Origin of the sequence: Pseudooceanicola nitratireducens (assembly GCF_900109195.1) — a bacterium.
Lineage (GTDB): Bacteria > Pseudomonadota > Alphaproteobacteria > Rhodobacterales > Rhodobacteraceae > Pseudooceanicola > Pseudooceanicola nitratireducens.
In genome coordinates, this window is sequence record NZ_FNZG01000001.1 from 730,317 (window position 1) to 754,485 (window position 24,169).

Here is a 24,169-nt window from a genome sequence, read left to right on the forward strand (position 1 = left end):
TTGATCGGGCCGCCGCCCGCCCAGGCCCACCCCGTTGCGATGGCCCGGACAGCGGCCATCCAGAAACCCCCAAAGGCCCCGGGTCCGCTGGCCCTGGCCGTGAAGGATTGCCGTGATGACCCGCACCCTCTCTGCACTTCTGGCCCCCTCCAGCCTGGCGCTTGTCGGGGCGTCGGACGATGCCACCCGCATCGGCGGCCGTCCGCTGCGCTACCTGCGCGAGGCCGGGTTTGCGGGCCGGATCTATCCGGTGAACCCCAAGCGCGACAGCGTGCAGGGCTTGCCCGCCTATGCCGATATCGCCGCACTCCCCGAGGTGCCCGACACCGCGATCCTTGCCCTTCCGGCCTCGGCCACGCTTTCCGCGGTTCAGGCCTGTGCCGACCGGGGCGTGCCCACGGCGACAATCTTTTCCGCCGGTTTCGCCGAAATGGGCGAGGAGGGGCGCGCGCTTCAGTCCCGCATCCTTGCCACCGCGCGCGAAGCCGGGCTGCGCCTGCTGGGGCCGAACTGCCTGGGCGTCTTCAACCCGGCGGCGCAGTATTACGGCACCTTCTCGGTGATCCTGGACGGACAGCTGATGCAGCCCGGCCCGGTCGGCGTGGTGTCGCAAAGCGGGGCCTATGGATCGCACCTGGCGCATCTGGCACGCAAGCGCGGGCTGGGGATCTCGAAATGGGTGACCACCGGGAACGAGGCCGACATCGACTTGTCCGAGGCGCTGTCCTGGCTGGTCGAGGACCCGCAGACCCGGGTCATCATGGCCTATGCCGAAGGCGTGCAGGACCGCGACCGGTTCATCGCCGCGCTGGAAGGTGCGCGCCAGGCGGGCAAGCCAGTGGTCTTCATGAAGACCGGGCGGTCCAGCGTCGGGGCCGAGGCCGCGGCCAGCCATACCGCGGCCCTCGCCGGGTCGGACGCCGTGTTCGACGCGGTGCTGCGTCAGTACGGGGCCTATCGCGCCGCCACCACCGCCGAACAGATCGACGTCGCCTATGCCTGCGCCCGGTCCATCGACAGCGCCGGCGGCCTGCCATCGGGCAACCGCATCGGCATCTTCACCATGTCCGGCGGCTTTGGCATTCAGCTGGCCGATGACAGCGAAGCGGCGGGGCTGGATGTCTCGCCCATGCCCGAACCCGCCCAGGCCGAGCTGCTGAAGGCGTTGCCCTTTGCCGCCCCGCGCAACCCCGTTGACGCCACCGCCCAGGCGGTTACCGACATGGGCCTGCTGACCCAATCCGTGCGCGCCATGCTGGAACAGGGGGGCTATGACATCTTTACCGCCATCTTGGGCACCGGACCGGGCAGCCCGACATTCTCGGCCAAGCTGCGCGCCGCACTTCAGGCCGCGCAACCAGAGCAGGGCAGCAAGATCCTGCGCGCCCTCACCATGTCCGCCCCGGATGACGCCGTGCGCGCCTATGAAGACGACGGGTTCCTCGTCTACGAAGACGGCAGCGCCCTGGCCAATGCCTTGGGCGCGTTGGTGCAATTCTCGTCTGCCTTTGGGCGGCCCGCGACGGATCCCGCCACGCTGAGCATGGACCAACAGGACCTGCCCCAAGGCCCCGTCAGCGAAGCGGGGGCCAAACGCCTGCTGGCCCGTGCCGGCATTCCCTTCCCGCCGGAACATCTGGTCACCGATGCCGCCGGGGCCGCGCAGGCCGCCCGCGACCTGGGCGGGCCGGTGGTGATCAAGATCGCCTCGCCCGACATCGCGCACAAGACCGAGGTCGGCGGCGTCGCGGTCAATATCCCCGCCGATCAGGCCGAGGCTCGCGCCGCCCGCATGCTGGCCGACATCGCACAGGCCGCGCCCAAGGCCCGGATCGAAGGGCTGCTGGTCGCCCCCATGGCCCCCGAGGGCGTCGAGACCATCATCGGCGTCAGCCGCGATCCGGTACTGGGCCCGGTGGTGATGTTCGGCCTGGGCGGCGTCTTCGTCGAGGTGCTGCGCGACGTGACCTTCCGTGCCGCCCCCTTCGACCGCGCCGAGGCGCACCGCATGATCCGCGACATCCGCGGCTATCCCATGCTGGAAGGCGTCCGGGGCGCAGGGCGCGCGGATGTCGAGGCGCTGGCCCAGCTGCTGTCGGACCTGTCGCGCTTTGCCTTTGCGCATCGCGATCAGGTGGCGGGCATCGACCTGAACCCCGTGCGCGTCCTGCCCGAAGGGCAGGGGGTGCTGGCGCTGGACGCGCTGATCGACTTCGGAAAGGACCCCGCATGACCCAAGCCGTTGACATCACGATCGACACCCTGCTGGATCGCGAAAAGATCCGTGACTGCCTGTATCGCTACGCCCGGGGCGTCGACCGCGCGGACGAAGCGGCGCTGAGATCCGCCTATTGGCCCGACGCCAACGATTGCCACGGGTCCTACAACGGCCCGATCGACGGGTTCGTCGACTGGGCGCGCAAGGTCTGGGCGGCCAAGGCGCGCAACGTGCACCTGATCAGCAATATCCTGATCGAATTCGACGGCTCCGCCCCGCAGCCGGTGCTGGCGCAGGTGGAAAGCTATTTCCTGGCCCTGCAACGCGGCCCCGCCCCCACGGGCGGTGAGGCGCAGGTCCTGCTGGCGGGCCGCTATTGCGACCGGTTCGAAAAGCGCGGCACCGAATGGCGCATCGCCGACCGGGTGGTGATCTACGACTGGATGGATCCGCAGACCGCGCCTGACCAGGACGAGGCCACGCGCTTTGGCCCCCGCCAGCCGATCGGCGCGGCCTTTCCCGACGACGTGATTTACCGCTGGACACAAGGGGGACCTGCATGACCGACACAACGATCAGCATCGCGGCCCCGTCGCCCGCCTCGCAGCGCTTTGTCGATGAATACAAGACCGCCATGCGGCATGTCGCGTCGCAGGTCGCGATTGTGACCTATGGCCGGGGCGAGGATCGGGGCGGCATCACCTGCACCGCGATCTGTTCCGCCTCGACCGAGCCGCCGGCGCTGGTGGTCTGCATCAACCGCAGCTCTCCGGCGCGCGACGGCATCGCCCGCGCCGGGGCCTTTGCCGTGAACCACCTGACCGACGAGCAGTCCGAGATCGCCCGCGCCTTTTCGCAATCCTCGCAGGTCGCCGCCCCCTTCGATCTGGGCCAGTGGTCCACCGGATCCGAGGGCGCGCCGATCCTGGCCCAGGCGACGGCGAATTTCGAATGCCGGATCGATCAGTGCATCGAGATCGGCGGCCACACGATGTTCATCGGCTGGGTCGTGGCGGTTCAGACGGCTCCGGGCAGCACGTTGCTGTATCGGGACGGGTTTTTCAGACGGCTGGCGCAGGAGTGACCTCCCGGGTTTTTCACACTTGTGAAAGTAAACATCAGCCGGTCGAAAAACCTTTGTAACAAGGCCCGGATGGGCGAGAATTTGACAGACGTTCGGATCCAACCCCGAACGAGGGAGGACACATGTTGGGATTGATGCAGGACAGGCAATTGCTTGTCTCGGGGCTGCTGCGGCATGCCGAAAGCTACCACCCCGATGTCGAAATCATTTCGAAGACCTGCGAAGGGGCTGTCGTGCGGTCATCCTACCGCCAGCTGGGCGCGCGGGTGCGTCGTCTGGCCCGGGCGCTTGAGGCGCTTGGCGTCAAGCCCGGCGACCGGGTTGCCACCCTGGCCTGGAACACGCACCGCCACCTGGAGCTGTATTTCGCCGTCTCGGGCATCGGGGCCGTTCTGCACACGGTGAACCCCCGTCTTTTCCCCGAGCAGATCGACTATATCGTCAACCACGGCGGCGCGAAGTGCGTCTTCTTCGACATCACCTTCGGGGATCTCGTGGCCACGCAGCGCGCCGGATTCACCGAGGTCGAAACCCTGGTCGCAATGACCGACGCCGACCACATGGGTGACATGCCCGACGGCGCACTTGCCTACGAGGACCTGCTGGCCGATCAGACCGACGCGCCCTACGACTGGCCCGAGTTCGATGAGCGCACGGCCTCGGCCCTGTGCTATACCTCCGGCACCACGGGCAATCCCAAGGGCGTGCTCTATTCGCACCGCTCGACCCTGCTGCATTCCTTCGTGGTGACGCAGGCCGACGGGCTGCAGCTTAGCAATGCCGACAGCACGCTTTTGGCCGTGCCGCTGTTCCATGTGAACGCCTGGGGGGTGCCCTATGCCTCGGCCATGGTGGGGGCGAAACTGGTGCTGCCCGGCCCGCAGCTGGACGGCAAAAGCCTGTACGACCTGGCCCGGGACGAGGGCTGCACCTTCTCGCTTGGGGTGCCGACGGTCTGGCTGGGCCTGTTCCAGCATCTGGACCGCGACCCTGCGGCCGACGCCGGGGCCTTGATGCTGAACCGCGTGGTGATCGGCGGATCCGCCGCGCCCCGCGCCATCATCCAGCGCTTCCGCGATATCGGTGTCACCGCCATTCAGGCCTGGGGGATGAGCGAGACCGGCCCCGTCGCCGCGATCTGCACCCTTCTGGCCCGTCAGCGCGATCTGCCCGAAAACGAACAGGTCGACATCCAAACCCTGCAGGGGCGCGGCATCTACGGCGTCGAACTGCGCGTCGTCGATGACGAAGGCAACATCCTGCCGCACGATGGAAAATCCGCCGGCGATCTTCAGGTGCGGGGCCCCTGGGTCACCTCGGGCTATTTCCGGGGCGAGGGCGGCGATGTGCTGGACGGGGACGGCTGGTTCTCGACCGGAGATGTGGCCAACATCAACCCCGACGGCTTTGTCCGGCTGACAGACCGATCGAAGGACGTGATCAAGTCGGGCGGTGAATGGATCAGCTCGATCGACCTGGAAAACGCGGCCATGTCCCATCCGGCGGTCGAGGAGGCCGCGGTGATCGGACGCCCGCATCCCAAGTGGCAGGAGCGCCCGATGCTGATCGTGGTGCGCAAACCGGGGGCCGAGGTCACCCCCGAGGAACTGACCACACATCTGGAGGGGCTGGTGGCCAAGTGGTGGCTGCCGGACGCAACCGAATTCGTCGACGAACTGCCGCATACGGCAACCGGCAAGCTTCAGAAGATGAAGCTGCGCGAACAATTCGCGGACTACCAGCTGCCCGCCTGAGGCGGGGCTGCGGGACCAAGGGGCTGTCCGCCGCAAGGCGGGCAGGGAGGAACAGGAAGGCCATCCAGCGCCCCCCGAAGCGGGGCGGCGGGGGCCGGTAAAACGGCCTTCTGCCCGCAAAGGGCCGAAAGGGGAGGACCAAGACATGCCCAAGATCATCCTGGATGACCCGGATCAGACGCTTTCGATGCTGCGCGAGTCGGTCGAGACGCTGGCGACCCGCGTCGACGGTGCCGCCCGCCTGCGCCGCCGCCGTGCCGACGGGGGCGACCTGGACCGCGACCTCTGGTCCGAGATGGCCGCCGCCGGTTGGCTGGGGCTTCTGCTGCCCGAGGATATGGGCGGATCGGCCCTTGGTCCCGCGGAACTGGCCGTCCTGGCCGAGGGGCTGGGGCGGAACCTGCTGACCGAACCCTTTGCCGCGCTGGCCGTGCTGCCCGGGCAGATCCTCTCCGCAATAGGCACGCCCGCTGCCGCCACGATCGCGCAGGGGCTGGCCGACGGATCCCGCATCACGCCGCTGCTTTGGCAGGACGCGCAGGGGGCACGTGCGCCCCTGACGCTTGCCGGAAACGGCGAGGCGATGACCCTGAGCGGCACGGCGCATTTCGTCACTGCCGCGGCCTCGGCCACTGATCTGCTGGTGCTGTCCGAACGGGACGGCGTGCCGGCGCTTGTTGTCCTCCCTGCCCGAAACGGGCCTGCCGGGTCCGGGGGGATCACCGTATCCTCCCGACCCGGATTGGACGGGGCGACGATCGGGCAGGTCACACTGTCGGATGTCGCGGTGGCGCAAGATCAGATCCTGGCCCAGGGCACCGCGGTCGAGACCGCGCTGCAGGCCGCCATTCAGATCACCCGCTTTGCCCTGGCCGCTGAACTGGCGGGCGTTGGCGCAAAGGCGCTGGAAGACACCGTGGCCTATACCCGCGACCGGGTGCAATTCGGCCAGTCCATCGCCAGCTTCCAGGTCATCCAGCACCGGCTGGTGGACATGTGGTCGGACGCGGAATTCGCCTGTTCGGCCGTCACCAACGCGGTCGAGATGCTGACCGAGGACACCCCCGCCGCCGCCGCCCAGGCCGTGCTAGCCGCCAAGGCTCGCGCCGGCGACAGCGCCGTGACGATCACCCGCCGGGCGATCCACCTGCACGGGGCCATGGGTTTTACCGATGAATGCAACATCGGCCTGTTCAACAAACGGGCCATCACCCTGAACGCCATGCTGGGCCAGTCCGAAGACCTGCGGCTGGAATTCCTGGCGCAGGAGATGGCGACCAAATCCACCGCCGCCTGAGCGCCGCACCCCCGATTTCACAAAGGACATGATCCCATGCGCAACGAATTGATCAAGACCACCATCGAAGACCATGTCGCGGTCGTCACGCTGGACAATCCGCCGGTGAACGCCCAGTCCCGCGAAACCATGGAAGAGCTGATCGAGGTCTTCGATGAGCTGAATGAAACCAAGGGCGTGCGCTGCATCGTGCTCACCGCCACCGGCAAGGTCTTCAGCGCCGGGGCCGATATCAAGGGCCGCGCCAAGATGGCGCAAGAGGCCCAGGCCGGCGACACCTACCGCCACCTGCGCCGCGCGCGCGAGGTCGGTTTTGTCATCATGGAATCCAACATCCCGGTGATCGCGGCCGTCAACGGCCCCGCGCTTGGGGCGGGCATGGGGCTGGCGATCATGTCGGATTTCATCGTCGCCTCGACCAAGGCCAGCTTTGGTCTGCCGGAAATCGACGTGGGCCTGATGGGCGGCGTGCGCCACACGATGCGCGTCTTCCCGATCGGCCTGACCCGCCGCATGGTGCTGACCGGCTGGCGCGTCCCGGCCGAGGAACTGTACCGCCGCGGCCTGATCGAAGCCTGTGTCGAGCCGGAGGAACTGATGGACACGGCGATGGAATTCGCCCGCAACATCGCCTCGAAAAGCCCGACGGCCACCCGCAAGGCCAAGCGCGCGCTGAACACGGTCGAGACCATGGGCCTGAAGGACGGCTACCGGTTCGAACAGAACCTGACGGTCGAGATGACCCAGCATGAAGACAGCCGCGAAGCGATGCGTGCCTTCATCGAAAAACGCCCGCCCGTCTTCTCGGACGAAGTATCATGAGCACACACCCCGACTACAACGCGATGAGTGACGCGGAATTTCGCAAGATCTTCCGCGACTGGGTCGATGTCAATTGCCCGCAGCACCTGCGCTTCATGCGCAAGCAGCGCCCCACCTTTGACGAGGTGGCCGACTGGTATCACGCGCTGAACGACAAGGGCTGGCTGTCGCCGGTCTGGCCGGTGGACTACGGCGGCATGGGGCTCGATGCGGCGAAACACATCGTCTATGTCGAGGAATGGGCGCGCCTTGGCTGCCCGCGCATCCCCGACCACGGCATCGGGCTGACCGGGCCTCTGCTGATCGAACACGGCTCCGACGAACAGAAGGCCGAATTCCTGCCCAAGATCCTGACCGGCGAACATGTCTGGTGTCAGGGCTATTCCGAACCGGGCGCGGGGTCGGACCTTGCGTCGCTGCGCACCCAGGCGGTGCGCGACGGCGATGATTTCATCGTCAACGGGCAGAAGATCTGGACCACGCTGGCCCATTGCGCCAACTGGATCCTGCTGCTGGTGCGCACGACGAAATCCGACAAGCGCCAGCATGGCATCACCGTGCTGCTGGTGGAACTGTCCTCGCCCGGGGTGCTGGTCCGCCCGATCAAGAACCTGCGCGAAGAGGAAGACTTCTGCGAGGTCTTCTTTGAAAACGTCCGCGTCCCCGCCCGCAATGTGGTCGGAGAGGTCGACGTGGGCTGGGCGCTGGCGAAATCGGTTCTGGGTCACGAACGCATCTTCCTGGGCGCGCCCTCGCGGCCCGAATATGCGCTGACCCGGCTGGAGATTCTGGCCCGCGATCGCGGGGCCTTTGAAGATGCCGCCTTCCGGTCGCGCTATGCCAGGCTGCGGCTGGATCTTTACGACCTCGGCTCGGCCTTTGAACGCTTTGCCAAGGTGCTGCGCGAAGGTGGCACGCTTGGGGCGGATGTCTCGGTGCTGAAGATCTTCTGCAGCGAGCTGTACCAGCGCATCACCGAAGAAATGCTGACCGTCGCGGGCGAAGAGGCCCGGTACTACGACGATCTGCCCGTGGGCGACGCGGGCGGGGCGATCGACGTCATGAACCTGTACCTCGATAGCCGGGCCCCGGCGATCTTTGGCGGGTCTAACGAAATCCAGCGCGGCATCCTTGCAAAAGCGGTGCTGGGCTTGCCGTCCAGGTAAGGACGCGAAAGGGGGGAGAGGTGGAGAACTCGACTGCAACTGCCGGCGACTACGCGCTTGAGGCGCGGGGGCTGAGCAAATCCTTCGGATCGTTCTATGCGGTGAAGGATGTGGACCTGAAGGTCAGGCGGGGCACGATCCACGCGCTGATCGGTCCGAACGGGGCGGGCAAGACCACCTGCTTCAACCTGTTGACCAAGACCCTGACACCGACCGCCGGTCAGGTGATCTATGAAGGGCGCGACATCACCGGGCTGCGCACCGCGCAGGTCGCCAAGCTGGGGCTGGTGCGCAGCTTCCAGATCTCGGCCACCTTCCCGCATCTGACCTGCCTGGAAAACGTCCGGGTGGCGCTGCAGTCGAACCATGGCAAGTCGTTCCGCTTCTGGTCGCCGCTTTCGGCGATCCGGTCGCTGGACCCGCGCGCGGTGGAGCTGCTGGAGCAGGTCGGCCTGGCCGATGCCGCGCATCTTCAGGCGACGGAACTGTCCTACGGCAAGAAACGTGCGCTGGAAATTGCCACCACCCTGGCGCTGGATCCCAAGGTCATGCTTCTGGACGAACCCACGGCCGGCATGGGCCACGAGGATCTGGAACCGATCACCGAACTGATCCGCCAGGTCTCGGCCGGGCGCACGATCCTGATCGTCGAACACAACCTCTCGGTCGTGTCGAGCCTGTGCGAAAGGATCACCGTCCTGCAACACGGAGAGCTTCTGACCGAAGGCACCTATGACGAGGTGTCCAACAACGAAGACGTCATCACGGCCTACATGGGAGGTGTCGATGCCCTCTGATCCGCAACCCATCCTGAAGGTCGAGAACCTCGAAGCCTGGTACGGCGAAAGCAAGGCCCTGCACGGCATGAATTTCGACGTCCGCGAGGGCGAGCTGGTGACCCTGATCGGGCGCAACGGGGCGGGCAAGACCTCGACCCTGCGGTCGATCATGGGGATCGTCGGCAATCGCACCGGGTCGATCCAGTTCCGCGGCAAGGAACTGATCCGCAAGCGCACCTATCAGATCGCGCAGGAGGGCATCGCCTATTGCCCCGAAGAGCGGGCGATCTTTGCCAGCCTCTCGGTTGCCGAGAACATGACCCTGCCGCCGGTGCTGCGCCCCGGGGGCCTGTCCGACAAGGACCTGTTCGAGGCCTTCCCCAACCTGCACGCCCGCCGCAAAAGCGGCGGCAGCAAGCTGTCGGGCGGGGAACAGCAGATGCTGGCCATTGCCCGCATCCTGCGCACCGGATCGCGTTTCATCCTGCTGGACGAACCAAGCGAGGGCCTGGCCCCCGTGATCGTCAAGCAGATCGGAACCCAGATCCTGCGCCTGAAGGAACAGGGGTTCACCATCGTGCTGGTGGAACAGAACCTGCAATTCGCCCGCCTTGTCGCCGACCGCCATGTGGTCGTCGAGAACGGTCAAGTCGTCGACACGCTGACGCCCGAGGATCTCTCGGCCGATCTGGACCGTGTCAAAACCTATCTGGGGGTGTGAGCCCATGTTTGACGGAATCTCGACCCAACTACTGTTCGGCCAGGTGCTGATCGGCCTGATCAACGGGTCCTTCTACGCGATGCTGTCGCTTGGCCTGGCGATCATCTTCGGCCTGATGTCGGTGGTGAACTTCGCCCATGGCGCGCAATACATGCTGGGGGCCTTCATCGCCTGGGGGCTGCTGAACTACCTTGGCGTGCCCTACTGGGGGGCGCTGTTCATCGCGCCGGTGGTCGTCGGGGCCTTTGGCCTGGTGATGGAGCGGCTGATCCTGAGGCCGATCCAGAACCTCGACCACCTCTATTCCCTGCTGGCCACCTTTGCCGCCGTGCTGATCATCGAAGGGCTGGTGCGGCAGGAATTCGGATCCACCGGTCTGCCCTACAACTCGCCCCTGCCGGGCGGGGTGAACCTGGGCTTCATGTTCATGCCCTGGTACCGGCTCTGGGTGGTGGTCTTCTCGATCGTGGTCTGCTTCGGGACCTATATCCTGATCGAACACACCAAGCTGGGTGCCTATCTGCGCGCCGCCAATGAACGCCCCGAGATCGTCGAGAGCTTTGGCATCAACGTGCCGCGCATGATCAGCCTGACCTATGCCTTCGGCGTCGGCCTGGCGGGGCTGGGCGGCGTGCTGGCGGCACCGATCTATCAGGTCTCGCCCTCGATGGGATCGAACCTGATGATCGTCATCTTCGCCGTGGTCGTGATCGGCGGCATGGGGTCGATCCTGGGGGCCATCCTGACCGGCTATCTCATCGGCATCGTCGAGGGGCTGACCAAGGTCTTCTACCCCGAGGCCGCGAACCTGGTGATCTTCGTCATCATGATCTTCGCCCTGATCCTGCGACCGAACGGCCTGTTCTCGGGCAAGGAGGGATACAAATGACCCGCACTCTCTGGCTTGGCCTGCTTCTGGTCGCGCTGATTGCCGCGCCCCTGGCCATCTACCCTGTGCTGCTGATGTCGATCCTGTGTTTCGTCATCTTCGCGTCCTCGTTCAACCTGCTGCTGGGCTATGCCGGGCTGCTGTGCTTCGGCCATGCGATGTTCTTCGGCACGGCCGCCTATGTGGCGGGCTACCTGCTGAAGACCTACGGCGTCTCGGTCGAGGTCGCGCTGATCGCGGGCACCCTGCTGTCGGCCGCGATGGGATATGTCGTCGGCATCATCTCGGTCCGGCGGTCGGGCATCCAGTTCGCCATGATCACCCTGGCGATTTCGCAGTTCGTCTACTTCCTGTTGCTGCAGGCCGAGTTCACGGGCGGCGAGGACGGCATGCAGCGCATCCCGCGCTCGACCCTCTTCGGGATCTTCGACGTCAGCGACCATATGGCGTTCTACTACGTGACGCTTACCGTTGCCGTGCTGGCCGTGGCCTTCTTCTACCGGGTGGTGCATTCGCCCTTCGGGGAAATCCTGCGCGCCATCCGCGACAACGAACCCCGCGTGGAATCCCTGGGCTTCCGGCCCGAACGCTACAAGATCCTGGCGATGACCCTGTCCGCGGGTCTGGCGGGGCTGGCGGGCGCACTGAAGGCCATGGTCTTCCAGTTCGCCACGCTGACGGATGTCTCCTGGCCAATCTCGGCCGAGGTGATCCTGATGACCCTGCTGGGCGGCCTTGGCACCCTGACCGGCCCTATGCTGGGCGCGGGCATCGTCATCCTGATGAACGACGAACTGGCACAGTTCGGGGAATGGGCGCTGATTGCCCAGGGCGTGATCCTGCTGCTTGTCATCATCTTTTTCCGGCGTGGTGTCGTCGGTGAACTTTCCGCGCTGTGGCGTCGTCTGCGCCCCAGCCCTGACCAAAATCAGGATCGGGGCTGACCCGGTCGACACATGAGGGAGGAACCCATGTCGAAATCCAACTCCACCCAGGCCGAACGGGTCGACGTCTTGGTCGTCGGTGCCGGCTTCGGCGGCATGTACGCCGTCTACAAGTTCCGCGAGATGGGCAAGAAGGTCGTCGGGATCGAGGCCGGCAGCAACGTCGGCGGCGTCTGGTACTGGAACCGCTATCCCGGGGCCCGTTGCGACCTGATGAGCGTCGATTACAGTTACGGCTTCTCGCCCGAGATCGAACAGGAATGGACCTGGTCGGAACAATTCGCCGCCCAGCCGGAAATCCTGGCCTATGCGAATTTCGTGGCCGACCGGCTGGATCTGCGCAAGGACTTCCGCTTTGACACCCGCGTGACCTCGGCCATCTGGGACGAAGAGGCCAAGCTGTGGCGCGCCACCACCGATACGGGCGCGGTGCTGGAAGCCCCCTATGCCATCATGTCCACCGGCCCGCTGTCGATCCCCAAGGATCCCGACATCCCCGGCATCGACCGCTTCAAGGGTGAACTTTATCGCGCCCAGAAATGGCCGCACCATGACGTGGATTTCGCCGGCAAGCGGGTTGGTGTGATCGGCACTGGATCCACCGGCATCCAGATCATCCAGGAGGTCGGGCGCAAGGCCGGAGAGCTGTTCGTCTTCCAGCGCACCCCCAGCTTCACCCTGCCGATGCGCAACCGCGAGATCACGCCGGACTATGCCGCCGAGATGAAGAAACACTATCGCCAGATGCGCGCGGCGATGAAGATGAACCCTACGGGCGGCACGCGGCCCGTGACCTCTCGGCCCTATTTCTCGCTTCCGCCGGATCAGCGGATCGAGGCGATGGAACAGGCCTGGATCAACGGCGGCCATACCTTCCTGGGCACCTTCGCGGACCTCATGGTCAACGAAGAGGCGAACGAGGCCGTGGCGGATTTCGTCCGCGACAAGATCGGCCAGATCGTCGAAGACCCGGTGGCGGCCGAGGCGCTGAAGCCGCGCGGCTACCCGATCTTCGCCCGCCGTCCCTGCCTGGATACGGAGTATTACGAGACCTACAACCTGCCGAACGTGCATCTGGTCGACTGCAAGAAGGACGCCATCGTCGAGATCACCGAAAAGGGCATCCGCACCGAAAGCGGCGAGACCGAACTGGACATGCTGATCTTTGCCACCGGCTATGACGCGCTGACCGGCGCGCTGCTGGCCTTTGACGTGGTGGGCCGCAACGGGCTGCGCCTGAAGGACAAGTGGAAGGACGGCCCGGTTTCGCATCTTGGCATCACCATGACGGGCTTTCCCAACCTCTTTGCCACCACCGGCCCGAACGGCCCGGCGGCATTGGCCAATATCATCACCATCAGTGAAAACGACGTCGACTGGATCGCCGATCTGATCACCCATATGGAGGCCAAGGGCCTGAGCGCGGTGGAACCCACTCAAGAGACCGAGGATGCCTGGATGACCCGCGTGGCCGAACTGGCCGCGCCCTCGCTGATCCGCAAGGCCAACACCTGGTGGGTCGGATCCAACGTCAAGGGCAAGCCGACCGGGTTGACGATGTTCGTGGGCGGCTTTGCCAAGTACCGCGAAGCCTGCGAGGCCGTCGCGGCATCAGGTTACGAAGGCTATGCCTTCGACCGGGTCAGCGAACCCGCCTGAATCCGCAGCCAGGACCGGACCCGGCCCGCGCAGGGCCGGGTCCCCCATCAGACCCAACCCGGGGGTGCCCATGGCCGATCTTTTCACTCCGCTGGTGCTGGGCGGGATCACCTGTCCCAACCGCATCCAGGTCTCGCCCATGTGCCAGTATTCCGCCGTGGACGGCATCGCGCAGGATTGGCACCTGATCCATCTGGGCGGGCTGATGATGTCCGGGGCCGGGCTTGTGGTGGCCGAGGCCACGGGCGTCGAAGCCGCAGGCCGGATCTCTCATGGCTGCCTGGTGTTGGAGACGGACGCACAGGAACAGGCGCTGGCCGATCTGGTCGCGCGGCTGCGCCCGCTGTCGGACGCAGGCATCGGCATCCAGCTGGGCCATGCGGGGCGGCGCGCCTCGGCCCGGTCGATCCGGGATCGCGGCAAGGGCGAAAGCCTACCGCCCGAGGAAGGGGCCTGGCAGACCTACGCCCCCTCGGCGCTGCCCTATAACGACCAATGGGCCACCCCCGCCGAGATGACCGAGGACGACATCATCCGCATCACCCGGGCCTTTGCCCAGGCCACACGGCGGGCGGTGCGCGCGGGCTTCGACCTGGTGGAATGCCACGCCGCCCATGGCTATCTGCTGCATCAGTTCCTGTCGCCCCGCACCAACCGGCGCAATGACGCCTGGGGCGGTACGCTGGAGAACCGCATGCGCTTTCCCCTGGCGGTGGTGCAGGCGATGCGCGACGCGCTGCCCGCCGACCGGGCCCTGGGCGTGCGCGTCAACAGCACCGACTGGCACCCTCAGGGCGCAACGCTGGACGACGCGGTCCCCTTCGTGCGCGCGCTGAAGGACCTGGGTGTGGATTACGTCACCCTGTCGGCCGGGAACCTGGTGCCCGACGCGGTGATCCCCAAGGCCACGCCGGGCCATCAGGTCGGCTTTGCCGAACGGATCCGGCAAGAGACGGGGATGACCGTGGTGGCGGTCGGCATGATCTCGGACCCCGTGCAGGCCGATGCGGTGGTGCGCGAGGGGCGGGCCGACATGGTGGCGATCGGCCGGGCAATGCTGGACAACCCCAGATGGGGCTGGCACGCGGCGGCGCGGCTGGGGCACGATGTGCCATATCCGCCGCAATACCTGCGCGCGCGGCCCAACAACTGGACGGATTTTCAACGCATCCATCCCGGGGCACAGCCGGTTGTGTCCACGCAGCAGGCGGATCGCCCGTCAGGATCGACCTGGGATCGGCCCGAGACTGACAAGCCCGCCGCCCAGCCCAGCTGATCAAAGCGATCAGGCCCCGCGGAGGGAGGGACACCGCCGGACCTGGCCCCCTTACCGCTGAGCCGTCTGCCAGTCCGGATGCATCCAGGGCTGGGCATTCTCGCGGGGCAGGGGGCTGCGGCCCAGGATGTGATCGGCGGCCTTTTCGCCGGTCAGGATCGAGGGGCCGTTCAGGTTGCCATTGGTGATCTGCGGAAAGATCGAACTGTCCGCGACCCGCAGCCCGTCGACCCCGATCACCCGGCATTCCGGATCGACCACGGCCAGCGGATCGTCGGCCGCGCCCATGCGACAGGTGCCACAGGGGTGATAGGCGCTTTCGGCATGCTCGCGGATGAAGGCGTCCAGCTCATCATCGCTTTGCACCGCGGCACCCGGCTGGATTTCATGGCCGCGATAGGGGGCAAAGGCCTCTTGCGCGAAGATTTCCCGGGTCAGGCGGATACAGGTGCGGAAATCCAGCCAATCGTCCGGATGGGACATGTAGTTGAAGACGATCTTCGGATCATCCGCCGGATCCGAGGATCGCAGCGTGACCGCCCCGCGCGACTTCGACCGCATCGGCCCCACATGGGCCTGGAAACCATGGCCCTCGGCCGCGGCCTGACCGTCATAACGCACGGCAATGGGCAGGAAATGGAACTGGATGTCGGGATACTCCACGCCCGCGCGCGACCGGATGAAGGCGGTGCTTTCAAACTGGTTCGACGCCCCGACACCCGTGCGGGTGAACAGCCACTGCGCCCCGACTAGCGCCTTGCCGAAGAGGTTCCAGTACTTGAACAGCGACACCGGCTGGGTCGCGGCCTGCTGGATGTACAGCTCCAGGTGGTCCTGAAGGTTCTGGCCCACCCCGGCGCGATCCGCGACGACCGGGATCCCGTGCTCTTTCAGATGCGCAGCGGGGCCGATCCCCGACAGCATCAGCAGCTTGGGCGAGTTGATGGACGAGGCCGCCAGGATCACCTCTTGCCCTGCGCGCAGCACTTCGGTGCGGCCCTTCCGCTCGACCTCGACGCCCGTGGCGCGGCCGTCTTCCATCACCACCCGGCGGGCCAGACCGCGCACCAGCGTGACCTTGCCCGTGGCGATGGCGGGTTTCAGGTAGGCCTTGTAGGCGGACCAGCGTTCGCCCTTGTGGATCGTCGCGTCGAAGGGGCCGAAGCCTTCCTGCTTTTCGCCGTTGTAGTCATCGGTGGTCTCGTACCCGGCCTGGGCTCCGGCCTCGACAAAGGCCTTGACCAGCGGATTGGTCCGCGTGCCGCGCGACACATGCAGCGGGCCGTCCTTGCCGCGCCAGTCCGGGTCGCCGCCGTGGCCGCCATGGTCCCAGGATTCCATCCGCTTGAAATAGGGAAGCACATCCGCATAGGCCCAGCCCTGCGCGCCCATCTCGGCCCAGGTGTCATAGTCGCGCGCATGGCCGCGCACATAGACCATCCCGTTGATCGAGGACGATCCGCCCAGAACCTTGCCACGCGGCGTCGCCAGCTGGCGATTGCCCAGGTGCGGTTCAGGTTCGCTGCGATAGCCCCAGTCATAGCGCTTCATGTTCATCGGATAGGACAGCGCGCCGGGCATCTGGATGAAGGGCCCCGCATCGGTGCCGCCGAATTCCACGACCACGACCGATTTGCCCGCCTCGGCCAGCCGATAGGCGATGGCGCATCCGGCCGAGCCTGCGCCGACGATGACGTAATCTGCCAAGGGAGTTTCTTGCATCAGCTGTCCCCCTTAGAACGCGGCTTCGGTCGGGTTCATGCCGACATAGACCGTCTTGATCTGGCTGTAGTGTTCGATCGCCGCCTTCGAATTCTCACGCCCCACGCCCGACAGTTTCGACCCGCCAAAGGGCGCTTCGACCGGGGTCAGGTTGTAGGCGTTGATATAGCAGGTGCCGGCCTCGAAGGCGGCGGCAACGCGATGCGCGCGGGTCAGATCGCTGGTGAAGACACCGGCGGCCAGGCCAAAATCGGTAGCGTTGGCGCGGGCGATGCCTTCTTCTTCGGTTGTAAACCGCAGGACCGACATGACGGGGCCAAAGATTTCCTCGCGCGCGATGGTCATCTCATCGGTGACATCGGCAAAGAGCGTCGGTTCGATGTAGAACCCCGCGCCCTCGATCACCTTGCCGCCCTTGACCAGACGGGCGCCTTCCTCGGTGCCCTTGGTGATATAGCCCTGCACGATCTGACGCTGCCGGTCGGACACCATGGGGCCGACGGTCGTGGCGTCCTTCATCGGGTCGCCGATCACGGCGTTTTCCATCCGCTCGGCCACGCGGGCGACGAAACGGTCGTACACAGCGTCCTGTACGAAGACGCGGGTGCCGTTGGAGCAGATCTGCCCGGTGGAATAGAAATTGCCGTTGATCGCGGCCGAGACCGCGCTTTCCAGGTCGGCATCGTCGAAGACCAGGATGGGGGATTTGCCGCCCAGCTCCATCGTCACATGGCGGATGCCCTCGGCGGCGGCGGCATAGACCTTGCGGCCCGTGGGCACCGACCCGGTCAGCGACACCTTGTCGACGCGCGGATCCGTCACCAGCGACGCGCCGACCTGCCCATAGCCCTGCACGACGTTGAACAGCCCCTTGGGGGCACCTGCTTCGATCAGGATCTCGGCCAGTTTCAGCGCTGAAAGGGGCGTCATCTCGGACGGTTTGAAGACCATGGCATTGCCGCAGGCCAGCGCCGGCGCGGCCTTCCAGCTGGCGATCTGGATGGGATAGTTCCAGGCCCCGATGCCGACACAGACGCCAAGCGGCTCGCGTCGGGTATAGACGAAATCGCCGCCCGCCACGGGGATATGTTCGCCGGTCAGCGTACCCGCCAGACCGCCGAAATATTCCAGCGCATCCGCACCCGAGGCCGCATCGGCCACCAACGTTTCCGACATCGGTTTGCCGGTGTCGTGGGTCTCGATCACCGACAGGTCATGGTTGCGTTCGCGCATCAGGTCGGCGGCGCGGCGCAGCACGCGGCCGCGTTCGGTGCCCGACAGTTGCGCCCAGGCCACCTGCGCATCCTTCGCGGCGGCCAGGGCGGCGTCGACGATGGCCGGGGTGGCGGCATGCAGCGTCGCGATGACCTCTCCGGTGTGGGGGTAGATCACATCGATCTTTTCGCCTGCGGTATCCTCGACATAGGCGCCATTGATGAAATGGCTGGCCGCAGGTTGAAAGGCGGGGTGGGAAGATTGGGTCATAAAAGCTCCTGCGGTCCTGCAAGTGGGGCGATCGGGTCTGGATCGGCGTCGGGGATGGGGTCGGCGGGGCTGGCCTGGGCCAGCTCGCATTCGGCGGCAATGGCGCGCAGCACGTGGCGCGCGCCTTCGGATCCGTCAATCTGCGAGCTGTCGCGGCGGCAGGCGTCAGAGGCAGGGCCATTGGCCTTCGCATCCAAGCCATAGCGCAGGTACAGCCCGTCGATCAGGCCGCCGATCCGCCGGGCCAGGTCCGGCGCGCGGTCCCCGACCTTGGGGCGCAGCGCCGAGACAAGGTTGCTTTGCAGCCGCCGCTGGTACAGCGACAGCATGCGCCGCGCGGGGTCAGACCGCAGTGCGAGCGCGTAGAAGTTCACCCAGGCCGAGATCGCCTCGCGGCGGAAACTGGTCATGCCAAAGCTGGCGCGCACGATCGCCTGCAGCCGGTCATCGGCGGTGCGGGCCTGGCGCAGGGCCTGGCGGACATCTTCGCCGTAGTCAGTCAGGATCGCGCGCATGGCCGCCAGGAACAGCGTTTCCTTGTCGCGGAAATAGTGGAAGGCCAGCGCCGGAGAGACGCCGGCACTTTTGGCGATCTGGCTGGTGGTCACGTCCAGAGTTCCCGATGCGCCGATCTCGCGAATCGTGGCGGCGATCAGTTCGGCCCTGCGCTCTTCCTCTGTTTTCCGTGACTTACCCGCCATTTAGACGCTCTCTGCTACAAGCTGTTGCTTTTCTCGAATATGTCATTACTAATTGACGCGTCAATCAATAAGGCCGAATTTGATCCGGCCAATCGAAGGGAGCCCCCATGAAGATTCTGCTGACAACCTCTGCCCTCGCACTTTGCGCAACCACGGCCATGGCCGACTGTGGGAAGGTCACCTTCTCGGACGTGGGCTGGACCGACATCACCGCCACCACCGCGGCGACCACCACTGTGCTGGACGCCCTGGGCTATGACACCGAAGTGCGCGTGCTGTCCGTGCCCGTCACCTATATCTCGCTGGAAGAGGGCGACGTGGACGTCTTCCTGGGCAACTGGATGCCGACGATGGAAGCCGACATCGCGCCCTATCGCGAAAAGGGCACCGTCGACACCGTGCGGGCGAACCTCGAGGGCGCGAAATACACCCTCGCCACCAATGCCGCCGGCGCGGCCCTGGGCATCACCAGCTTCGGCTCCATCGCGGCACATGCCGATGCGCTGGACGAAACCATCTACGGGATCGAACCGGGCAACGACGGCAACCGCCTGATCATGGACATGATCGCCGACAACGCCTTTGACCTGAAAGACTTCGACGTCAAGGAAAGCTCGGAGCAGGGGATGCTGAGCCAGGTGGCTCGCCTGACCAAGAAGGAAGACCCGATCGTCTTCCTGGCCTGGGAACCGCACCCGATGAACGCCAACTTCGACCTGACCTACCTGGAAGGCGGCGATGACTGGTTCGGCCCCGATTTCGGTGGCGCGACCGTCTTCACCAACACCCGCGCTGGTTACGTCGCGGAATGCCCGAACGTCGGCAAGCTGCTGGAAAACCTGGAATTCTCGCTCGCCATGGAGAACGAGATCATGGGTGCCATCCTGAACGACGGTCAGGACGCAGGTGACGCGGCCAAGGCCTGGCTGACGGCCAACCCCGCCGTCCTGTCGGACTGGCTGGACGGTGTGACCACCGCCGACGGGGCCGAGGGCCTTGCGGCCGTGAAGGCCTCTCTCGGTTTGTAAGGGACCATCAGAACCGGCGGCCCCGCAGTTTTGCGGGGCCGTTTGATATTGGGCAACGCACCACGGAAGGGATCAGGGATTGGACTGGCTGACGGATAGAAAGCTGCCCGTAGGCGACATCGCCAGCGCGGGCTTCGAATGGGTGCGCGATCATGCCGAGGGCCTGCTGGACGCAATGTCCGTGGCCATGGAAGGCCTGATCGACGGCATCCTCTGGGTGCTTCAGACCCCGCCGCCGCTGGTGGTCGTGCTGGTCTTTGTCGCCCTGACCTGGATCCTTCAGCGCAACTGGAAAACCTGTGCCCTTGTGGCGGCCGGCTTCCTGTTCATCCTCAATCAGGACTATTGGGAGGAGACGACCGAAAGCCTGACGCTGGTGCTGTCGGCCTGTGTCGTCTGCATGGCCATCGGCGTGCCGATCGGCATCGCCGCCGCGCACAGGCCCCGGCTTTATGCCTGGCTGCGCCCGGTGCTGGACCTGATGCAGACCCTGCCGACCTTCGTCTATCTGATCCCGGCCATCGTCTTTTTCGGCATCGGCATGGTGCCCGGGTTGATCGCCACGGTGATCTTCGTGCTGCCCGCGCCGATCCGCCTGACCCAGCTGGGCATTTCCTCGACCCCCGAACGCCTGACCGAGGCCGTGCGCGCCTTTGGCGGCACCAACCGCGACGTGCTGTTCAAGGCCGAACTTCCCTATGCCCTGCCGCAGATCAAGGCCGGGCTGAACCAGACCATCATGCTGGCGCTGTCGATGGTGGTGATCGCAGCCCTGGTCGGCGCCGATGGCCTGGGCGTGCCGGTGGTGCGGGCGCTGAACCAGGTGAACACCTCGCTTGGGTTTGAAAGCGGGCTGGTGATCGTGGTCCTGGCCATCGTCCTGGACCGCATGCTGAACAAGGGGGACACGAAATGACCACCGCCGTCAAAATCGACAATGTCTCCATCGTCTTCGGCAAAAGCCCCGATCAGGCGCTGCCCCTGATGGACAAGGGGCTGGACCGCGCCACGGTGCAGGAAAAATGCGGCCAGGTGCTGGGCGTACACGACTGCAACCTCGAGATCCAGGAAGGCGAGATCCTGGTGCTTATGGGCCTGTCGGGATCGGGCAAATCCACCCTTCTGCGCGGCATCAACGGGCTGAACCCCGTGGTGCGCGGCGCGGTGCATATCCGCGACAACGGCACGCTGATCAACGTGACAGATGCCAGTCCCGCAGACCTGCGCCGCATCCGCCGCGAACGCCTGGCGATGGTGTTCCAGCAGTTCGGCCTTCTGCCCTGGCGCACGGTGGCCGAAAACGTCGGCCTGGGGCTGGAGCTGGGCGGCATGCCCAAGAAGGACCGCCGCGCCAAGGTGTTGGAGCAGCTGGACCTTGTGGGCCTGGCCGACTGGGCCGACAACAAGGTAGGCGAGATTTCGGGCGGGATGCAGCAGCGCGTCGGCCTGGCCCGCGCCTTTGCCACCGATGCGCCGATCCTGCTGATGGACGAACCCTTTTCAGCGCTGGATCCGCTGATCCGAACCAAGCTGCAGGACGAGTTGCTGGAGCTTCAGGCGCGTCTGAAACGCACGATCATCTTCGTGTCCCACGACCTGGATGAGGCCTTCAAGCTGGGCAACCGCATCGCCATCATGGAAGGCGGACGCATCGTGCAATGCGGCACCCCGAATGAAATCGCCAGCAACCCCGAGAACGACTATGTCGCGGAATTCGTGGCCCATTCCAACCCGCTGACCTTCCTGCGCGCGCGCGACGTCATGCAGGCAGATGGCACCACGGGCGACATCGGGCAAGAGGTCGGGGCAGACACCCCCGTGCTGGACTTTGCCGCCGCCATGTCGGCCGAGGGCAAGCCCGTCGCGGTCACCGAAAACGGGGCCCGGATCGGCACCGTCACGCCCGAGTCGCTTCTGGCCAGCCTTCTGCGCTAGCCGCGCGGCTGTCACGGGCGCGCCTTTGTATGCGCGCCCTGACTCACGGCGACCCGCCTGTCGGACTATGGAAACAGACTGTTTCCTGTTAATCTTCCCTTAAGGAAAGCATCGCAGTATGGTGCTGATGCGTAGTCGCGTCAGTCCGCTGTGCCAGGGCCCTGGTGCCCCGGCCGGCGGGCCGCCAATGGCATGGTGAAACCATCCGGGAACAGGCGGCATTCTGCCGGCAGGGAAGGGTGCCAGCATCGCTTGTTCCATTTCGGCGGTTTGGGTAAGACACTCGCGCAGGGCGTATTGGTCTTGTCGTACGGAAAGAATTGGAATGACTGGATTTCTCGATCAGATCACGGGACTGCGCCGGAAGCAGAAGATCGCGATCCAGATGGCCGTGGATACGGTGCTGATCATCGCCTCTTTCGCCGTGGCCATGCTGGTGCGCCTTGAAAGCCTGGACTTCGCCGCCGACCCGATGGTCTGGGTGCCGCTGATCGCGGTGATTCCCGCCACCGTCTACACCCTGCATGTCACCGGGCTTTACCTGACCCTCGTTCGCTATATCACCGGCCGGGTTCTGGTCTACGTGACCAAGGGCGTGCTGGTCTCGGCCATCGTGCTTGGCGTCGTGTCACAGTTGCTGAATGCCGGGGTGCCGCGGTCCGTGCCCTTCATCTATGCCGCCTGCCTGCTGATCAGCGTCGGGGGCCTGCGCTTTGTCATCCGTCATTTCTTCCTGAAACCCAGCCGCAGCGCCCGCCAGCCGGTCATCATCTACGGGGCCGGTGAGGCCGGTGTGATGGTCGCCAATTCGATGAAAAGCGGTGCGCAATACGGGGCCGTGGCCTTCCTGGACGACAACCCTGACCTGCATGGGCTGACCAAGGCAGGGCTCAAGGTCAGCTCTCCGGACCGGGTGGCCGATCTGGTCGCAGCTACCGGCGCGCGGACCCTGCTGCTGGCACTGCCCAGCCTGACCCGTCGCCGCCGCCGCGAAATCGTCCAGACCATGCAGGACCGGACCGCGCTTGAGATCAAGACGATCCCCGGCATGTCGGACCTGATCAGCGGCCGCGCCAAGATTTCCGAACTGCGCAACGTCACCCCCGAGGATCTGCTGGGCCGCGACCCTGTCGCGCCGATCGACCGGTTGATGCAGCGCAACATCACCGGCAAGGTCGTCATGGTCTCGGGCGCGGGCGGGTCCATCGGCAGTGAGCTGTGCCGCCAGATCCTGTCCCTGTCGCCGGAACGGCTTGTGCTGTTCGAGATTTCGGAATTCGCGCTGTACCAGATCCAGATGGAGCTGTCGGAAGAAGCCGCCCGCATCCGCGCCGATGTGGACATCGTGCCGATCCTCGGATCCGTGCAGCATCCCCGCCGCCTGGAAGCTGCGATCAAGGCCTGGTCGGTTCAGACGATCTATCACGCCGCCGCCTACAAGCACGTCCCCCTGGTCGAGGAGAACGTGATCGAAGGCATCCGCAACAATGTCTTCGGCACCCTGGAAATCGCCACCGCGGCGCAGCGTCAGGGGGTAGAGAACTTCATCCTGATCTCGACCGACAAGGCCGTGCGCCCGACCAATGTCATGGGCGCGACCAAGCGTACTGCGGAACTGATCTGTCAGGCGCTGGCGGCGCAGGGCGGCACGACGACCTTTTCCATGGTGCGCTTTGGCAATGTGCTGGGGTCCTCCGGTTCGGTGATTCCGCGCTTCCGGTCCCAGATCGAGGCCGGCGGCCCGGTGACCGTGACGCACCGCGACGTGAACCGTTTCTTCATGACCATCCCCGAGGCGTCGCAGCTGGTGATTCAGGCTGGGGCCATGGCGCGGGGGGGGGATGTCTTCGTGCTGGACATGGGGCAGCCGGTGAAGATCATCGACCTGGCGATTTCCATGGTGAAGCTGCACGGGCTGCAGCCCTACGTGATTGACGCGGGCGATGCCTCGGGCGCGGAAGGCGACATTGCCATTGCCATCACTGGGTTGCGCAAGGGCGAAAAACTGTACGAGGAACTGTTGATCGGCAATGATCCCGCGCCGACCCAGCATCCGCGCATCATGACCGCCTCGGAACGGTCGCTGCCCATGGGGCGGCTGATGCCGGTGCTGGACGACCTGCGCCGCGCCTGCGAACGCTTCGACCTGCCGCGCATCGGTGAGATCCTGCATGATCTTCCGCTGGATTTCTCGCCCTCGAATGCCGAGCTGTCCGACCTTCTCTGGACCCGTGCCGGCCAGCCCGTGATCGAGGCAGAGCCCACGGGCGGTCACCTGCGCATCGCACGCGAGGCGACGGCCTGATCGCCCCAGGCAGGGAAACAGCCGAACACCGCATCAAGCCCGGTACGTCCCGACGTGCCGGGTTTTTCTTTGGATCTGAGGGGGAGGGATTTGCCATCCGGGCCGATCTGGGCATCGGCGCAGGATACAGGGCCCTGAAACGAAAAAGACCGTCCGAAGGCGGTCTGTTTCCCATCCTCTTGGGTGAGAGGAAATTTTGGAGCGGGCGAGGCGATTCGAACGCCCGACCCTAACCTTGGCAAGGTTATGCTCTACCCCTGAGCTACGCCCGCTTCCTTTTGGTAGGGCAGGATGTACAAAAGGGGCGGGCGGGGTGCAAGCGGTTTTTTCGGGCAAAGTGAAATTTTTTTGACTGCTGCCCTGGGCGATTTTCTTGATCGGAAA

Annotated in this window: 20 protein-coding genes and 1 tRNA gene; 17 read left to right on the top strand and 4 right to left on the bottom strand. The window is 65.5% G+C overall.

The genetic code is table 11. The features are described 5' to 3' along the window. The first annotated feature begins 115 nt into the window (after positions 1-115). The 13 genes from BMX99_RS03435 to BMX99_RS03495 all read left to right on the top strand — a co-directional run bounded on the left by BMX99_RS03435 (position 116) and on the right by BMX99_RS03495 (position 14,609). A complete protein-coding gene (locus BMX99_RS03435; RefSeq protein ID WP_093447242.1) occupies positions 116-2,233 on the top strand; it encodes an acetate--CoA ligase family protein in 2,118 nt (705 codons plus the stop codon). Continuing rightward, positions 2,230-2,781, top strand: a complete 552-nt coding sequence (locus tag BMX99_RS03440; protein WP_093447245.1) for a nuclear transport factor 2 family protein — start codon at positions 2,230-2,232, stop codon at positions 2,779-2,781. Before BMX99_RS03435 ends, BMX99_RS03440 begins: the two co-directional genes overlap by 4 nt. Continuing rightward, entirely contained in the window at positions 2,778-3,302 is a 525-nt protein-coding gene (locus BMX99_RS03445) for a flavin reductase family protein (RefSeq protein WP_093447248.1), read from the top strand. The genes BMX99_RS03440 and BMX99_RS03445 overlap by 4 nt, the downstream gene beginning before the upstream one ends. 122 nt (positions 3,303-3,424) lie before the next feature. Further along, positions 3,425-5,056, top strand: coding sequence for a long-chain fatty acid--CoA ligase (locus BMX99_RS03450; protein WP_093447251.1), 1,632 nt, complete (start codon positions 3,425-3,427; stop codon positions 5,054-5,056). Between the two features lie 145 nt (positions 5,057-5,201). Further along, entirely contained in the window at positions 5,202-6,353 is a 1,152-nt protein-coding gene (locus BMX99_RS03455) for an acyl-CoA dehydrogenase family protein (protein ID WP_093447254.1), read from the top strand. A 36-nt stretch (positions 6,354-6,389) separates the two neighbouring features. Further along, positions 6,390-7,175 (top strand): enoyl-CoA hydratase/isomerase family protein, encoded by a 786-nt coding sequence (locus BMX99_RS03460; RefSeq protein WP_093447257.1) that lies wholly within the window; start codon positions 6,390-6,392, stop codon positions 7,173-7,175. After that, the gene (locus tag BMX99_RS03465; protein ID WP_093447260.1) at positions 7,172-8,341 is read left to right on the top strand and encodes an acyl-CoA dehydrogenase family protein; all 1,170 of its coding nucleotides are present in this window, start codon (positions 7,172-7,174) and stop codon (positions 8,339-8,341) included. The genes BMX99_RS03460 and BMX99_RS03465 overlap by 4 nt, the downstream gene beginning before the upstream one ends. 20 nt (positions 8,342-8,361) lie before the next feature. Beyond that, positions 8,362-9,138: an ABC transporter ATP-binding protein gene (locus tag BMX99_RS03470; protein ID WP_093447263.1), complete on the top strand. Its 777-nt coding sequence runs from the start codon at positions 8,362-8,364 to the stop codon at positions 9,136-9,138. Beyond that, positions 9,128-9,841 carry an ABC transporter ATP-binding protein gene (locus tag BMX99_RS03475; protein WP_093447266.1) on the top strand — a complete coding sequence of 238 codons (714 nt, stop codon included), beginning with the start codon at positions 9,128-9,130 and terminating at the stop codon, positions 9,839-9,841. The genes BMX99_RS03470 and BMX99_RS03475 overlap by 11 nt, the downstream gene beginning before the upstream one ends. A 4-nt stretch (positions 9,842-9,845) precedes the next feature. Then, on the top strand, positions 9,846-10,730 hold the full coding sequence (locus BMX99_RS03480) for a branched-chain amino acid ABC transporter permease (RefSeq protein ID WP_093447269.1): 885 nt from the start codon (positions 9,846-9,848) through the stop codon (positions 10,728-10,730). Continuing rightward, on the top strand, positions 10,727-11,674 hold the full coding sequence (locus BMX99_RS03485) for a branched-chain amino acid ABC transporter permease (protein ID WP_093447272.1): 948 nt from the start codon (positions 10,727-10,729) through the stop codon (positions 11,672-11,674). The genes BMX99_RS03480 and BMX99_RS03485 overlap by 4 nt, the downstream gene beginning before the upstream one ends. A 12-nt stretch (positions 11,675-11,686) precedes the next feature. Further along, entirely contained in the window at positions 11,687-13,333 is a 1,647-nt protein-coding gene (locus BMX99_RS03490; RefSeq protein WP_244525590.1) for a flavin-containing monooxygenase, read from the top strand. Between the two features lie 70 nt (positions 13,334-13,403). Then, entirely contained in the window at positions 13,404-14,609 is a 1,206-nt protein-coding gene (locus BMX99_RS03495) for an NADH:flavin oxidoreductase/NADH oxidase (RefSeq protein WP_093447278.1), read from the top strand. A 51-nt stretch (positions 14,610-14,660) separates the two neighbouring features. Here the strand turns inward: BMX99_RS03495 and betA are convergent, their stop codons facing one another. Genes betA through betI form a run of 3 tightly spaced genes read right to left on the bottom strand, consistent with a single transcriptional unit; the run spans position 14,661 to position 18,517 of the window. Then, positions 14,661-16,331 (bottom strand): choline dehydrogenase, encoded by a 1,671-nt coding sequence (betA, locus tag BMX99_RS03500; RefSeq protein WP_093447282.1) that lies wholly within the window; start codon positions 16,329-16,331, stop codon positions 14,661-14,663. 12 nt (positions 16,332-16,343) lie between these two features. Next, positions 16,344-17,816 (bottom strand): betaine-aldehyde dehydrogenase, encoded by a 1,473-nt coding sequence (gene betB / locus BMX99_RS03505; RefSeq protein ID WP_093447285.1) that lies wholly within the window; start codon positions 17,814-17,816, stop codon positions 16,344-16,346. Beyond that, the gene (gene betI / locus BMX99_RS03510; protein WP_093447288.1) at positions 17,813-18,517 is read right to left on the bottom strand and encodes a transcriptional regulator BetI; all 705 of its coding nucleotides are present in this window, start codon (positions 18,515-18,517) and stop codon (positions 17,813-17,815) included. The genes betB and betI overlap by 4 nt, the downstream gene beginning before the upstream one ends. A 107-nt stretch (positions 18,518-18,624) precedes the next feature. On the opposite strand from betI, the gene choX reads away from it, so the two are divergent. The 4 genes from choX to BMX99_RS03530 all read left to right on the top strand — a co-directional run bounded on the left by choX (position 18,625) and on the right by BMX99_RS03530 (position 23,785). Continuing rightward, on the top strand, positions 18,625-19,545 hold the full coding sequence (gene choX / locus BMX99_RS03515) for a choline ABC transporter substrate-binding protein (protein ID WP_093447291.1): 921 nt from the start codon (positions 18,625-18,627) through the stop codon (positions 19,543-19,545). Positions 19,546-19,624: 79 nt separating this feature from the next. After that, complete coding sequence (choW, locus tag BMX99_RS03520; protein WP_093447294.1) at positions 19,625-20,461, top strand: choline ABC transporter permease subunit; 837 nt, start codon at positions 19,625-19,627, stop codon at positions 20,459-20,461. Further along, entirely contained in the window at positions 20,458-21,480 is a 1,023-nt protein-coding gene (gene choV, locus BMX99_RS03525; protein ID WP_093447296.1) for a choline ABC transporter ATP-binding protein, read from the top strand. Before choW ends, choV begins: the two co-directional genes overlap by 4 nt. A 325-nt stretch (positions 21,481-21,805) precedes the next feature. Next, positions 21,806-23,785 carry a polysaccharide biosynthesis protein gene (locus BMX99_RS03530; protein WP_093447298.1) on the top strand — a complete coding sequence of 660 codons (1,980 nt, stop codon included), beginning with the start codon at positions 21,806-21,808 and terminating at the stop codon, positions 23,783-23,785. Positions 23,786-23,982: 197 nt separating this feature from the next. Here the strand turns inward: BMX99_RS03530 and BMX99_RS03535 are convergent. Beyond that, a tRNA-Gly gene (locus BMX99_RS03535) sits at positions 23,983-24,057 on the bottom strand. Between the last annotated feature and the right edge of the window lie 112 nt (positions 24,058-24,169).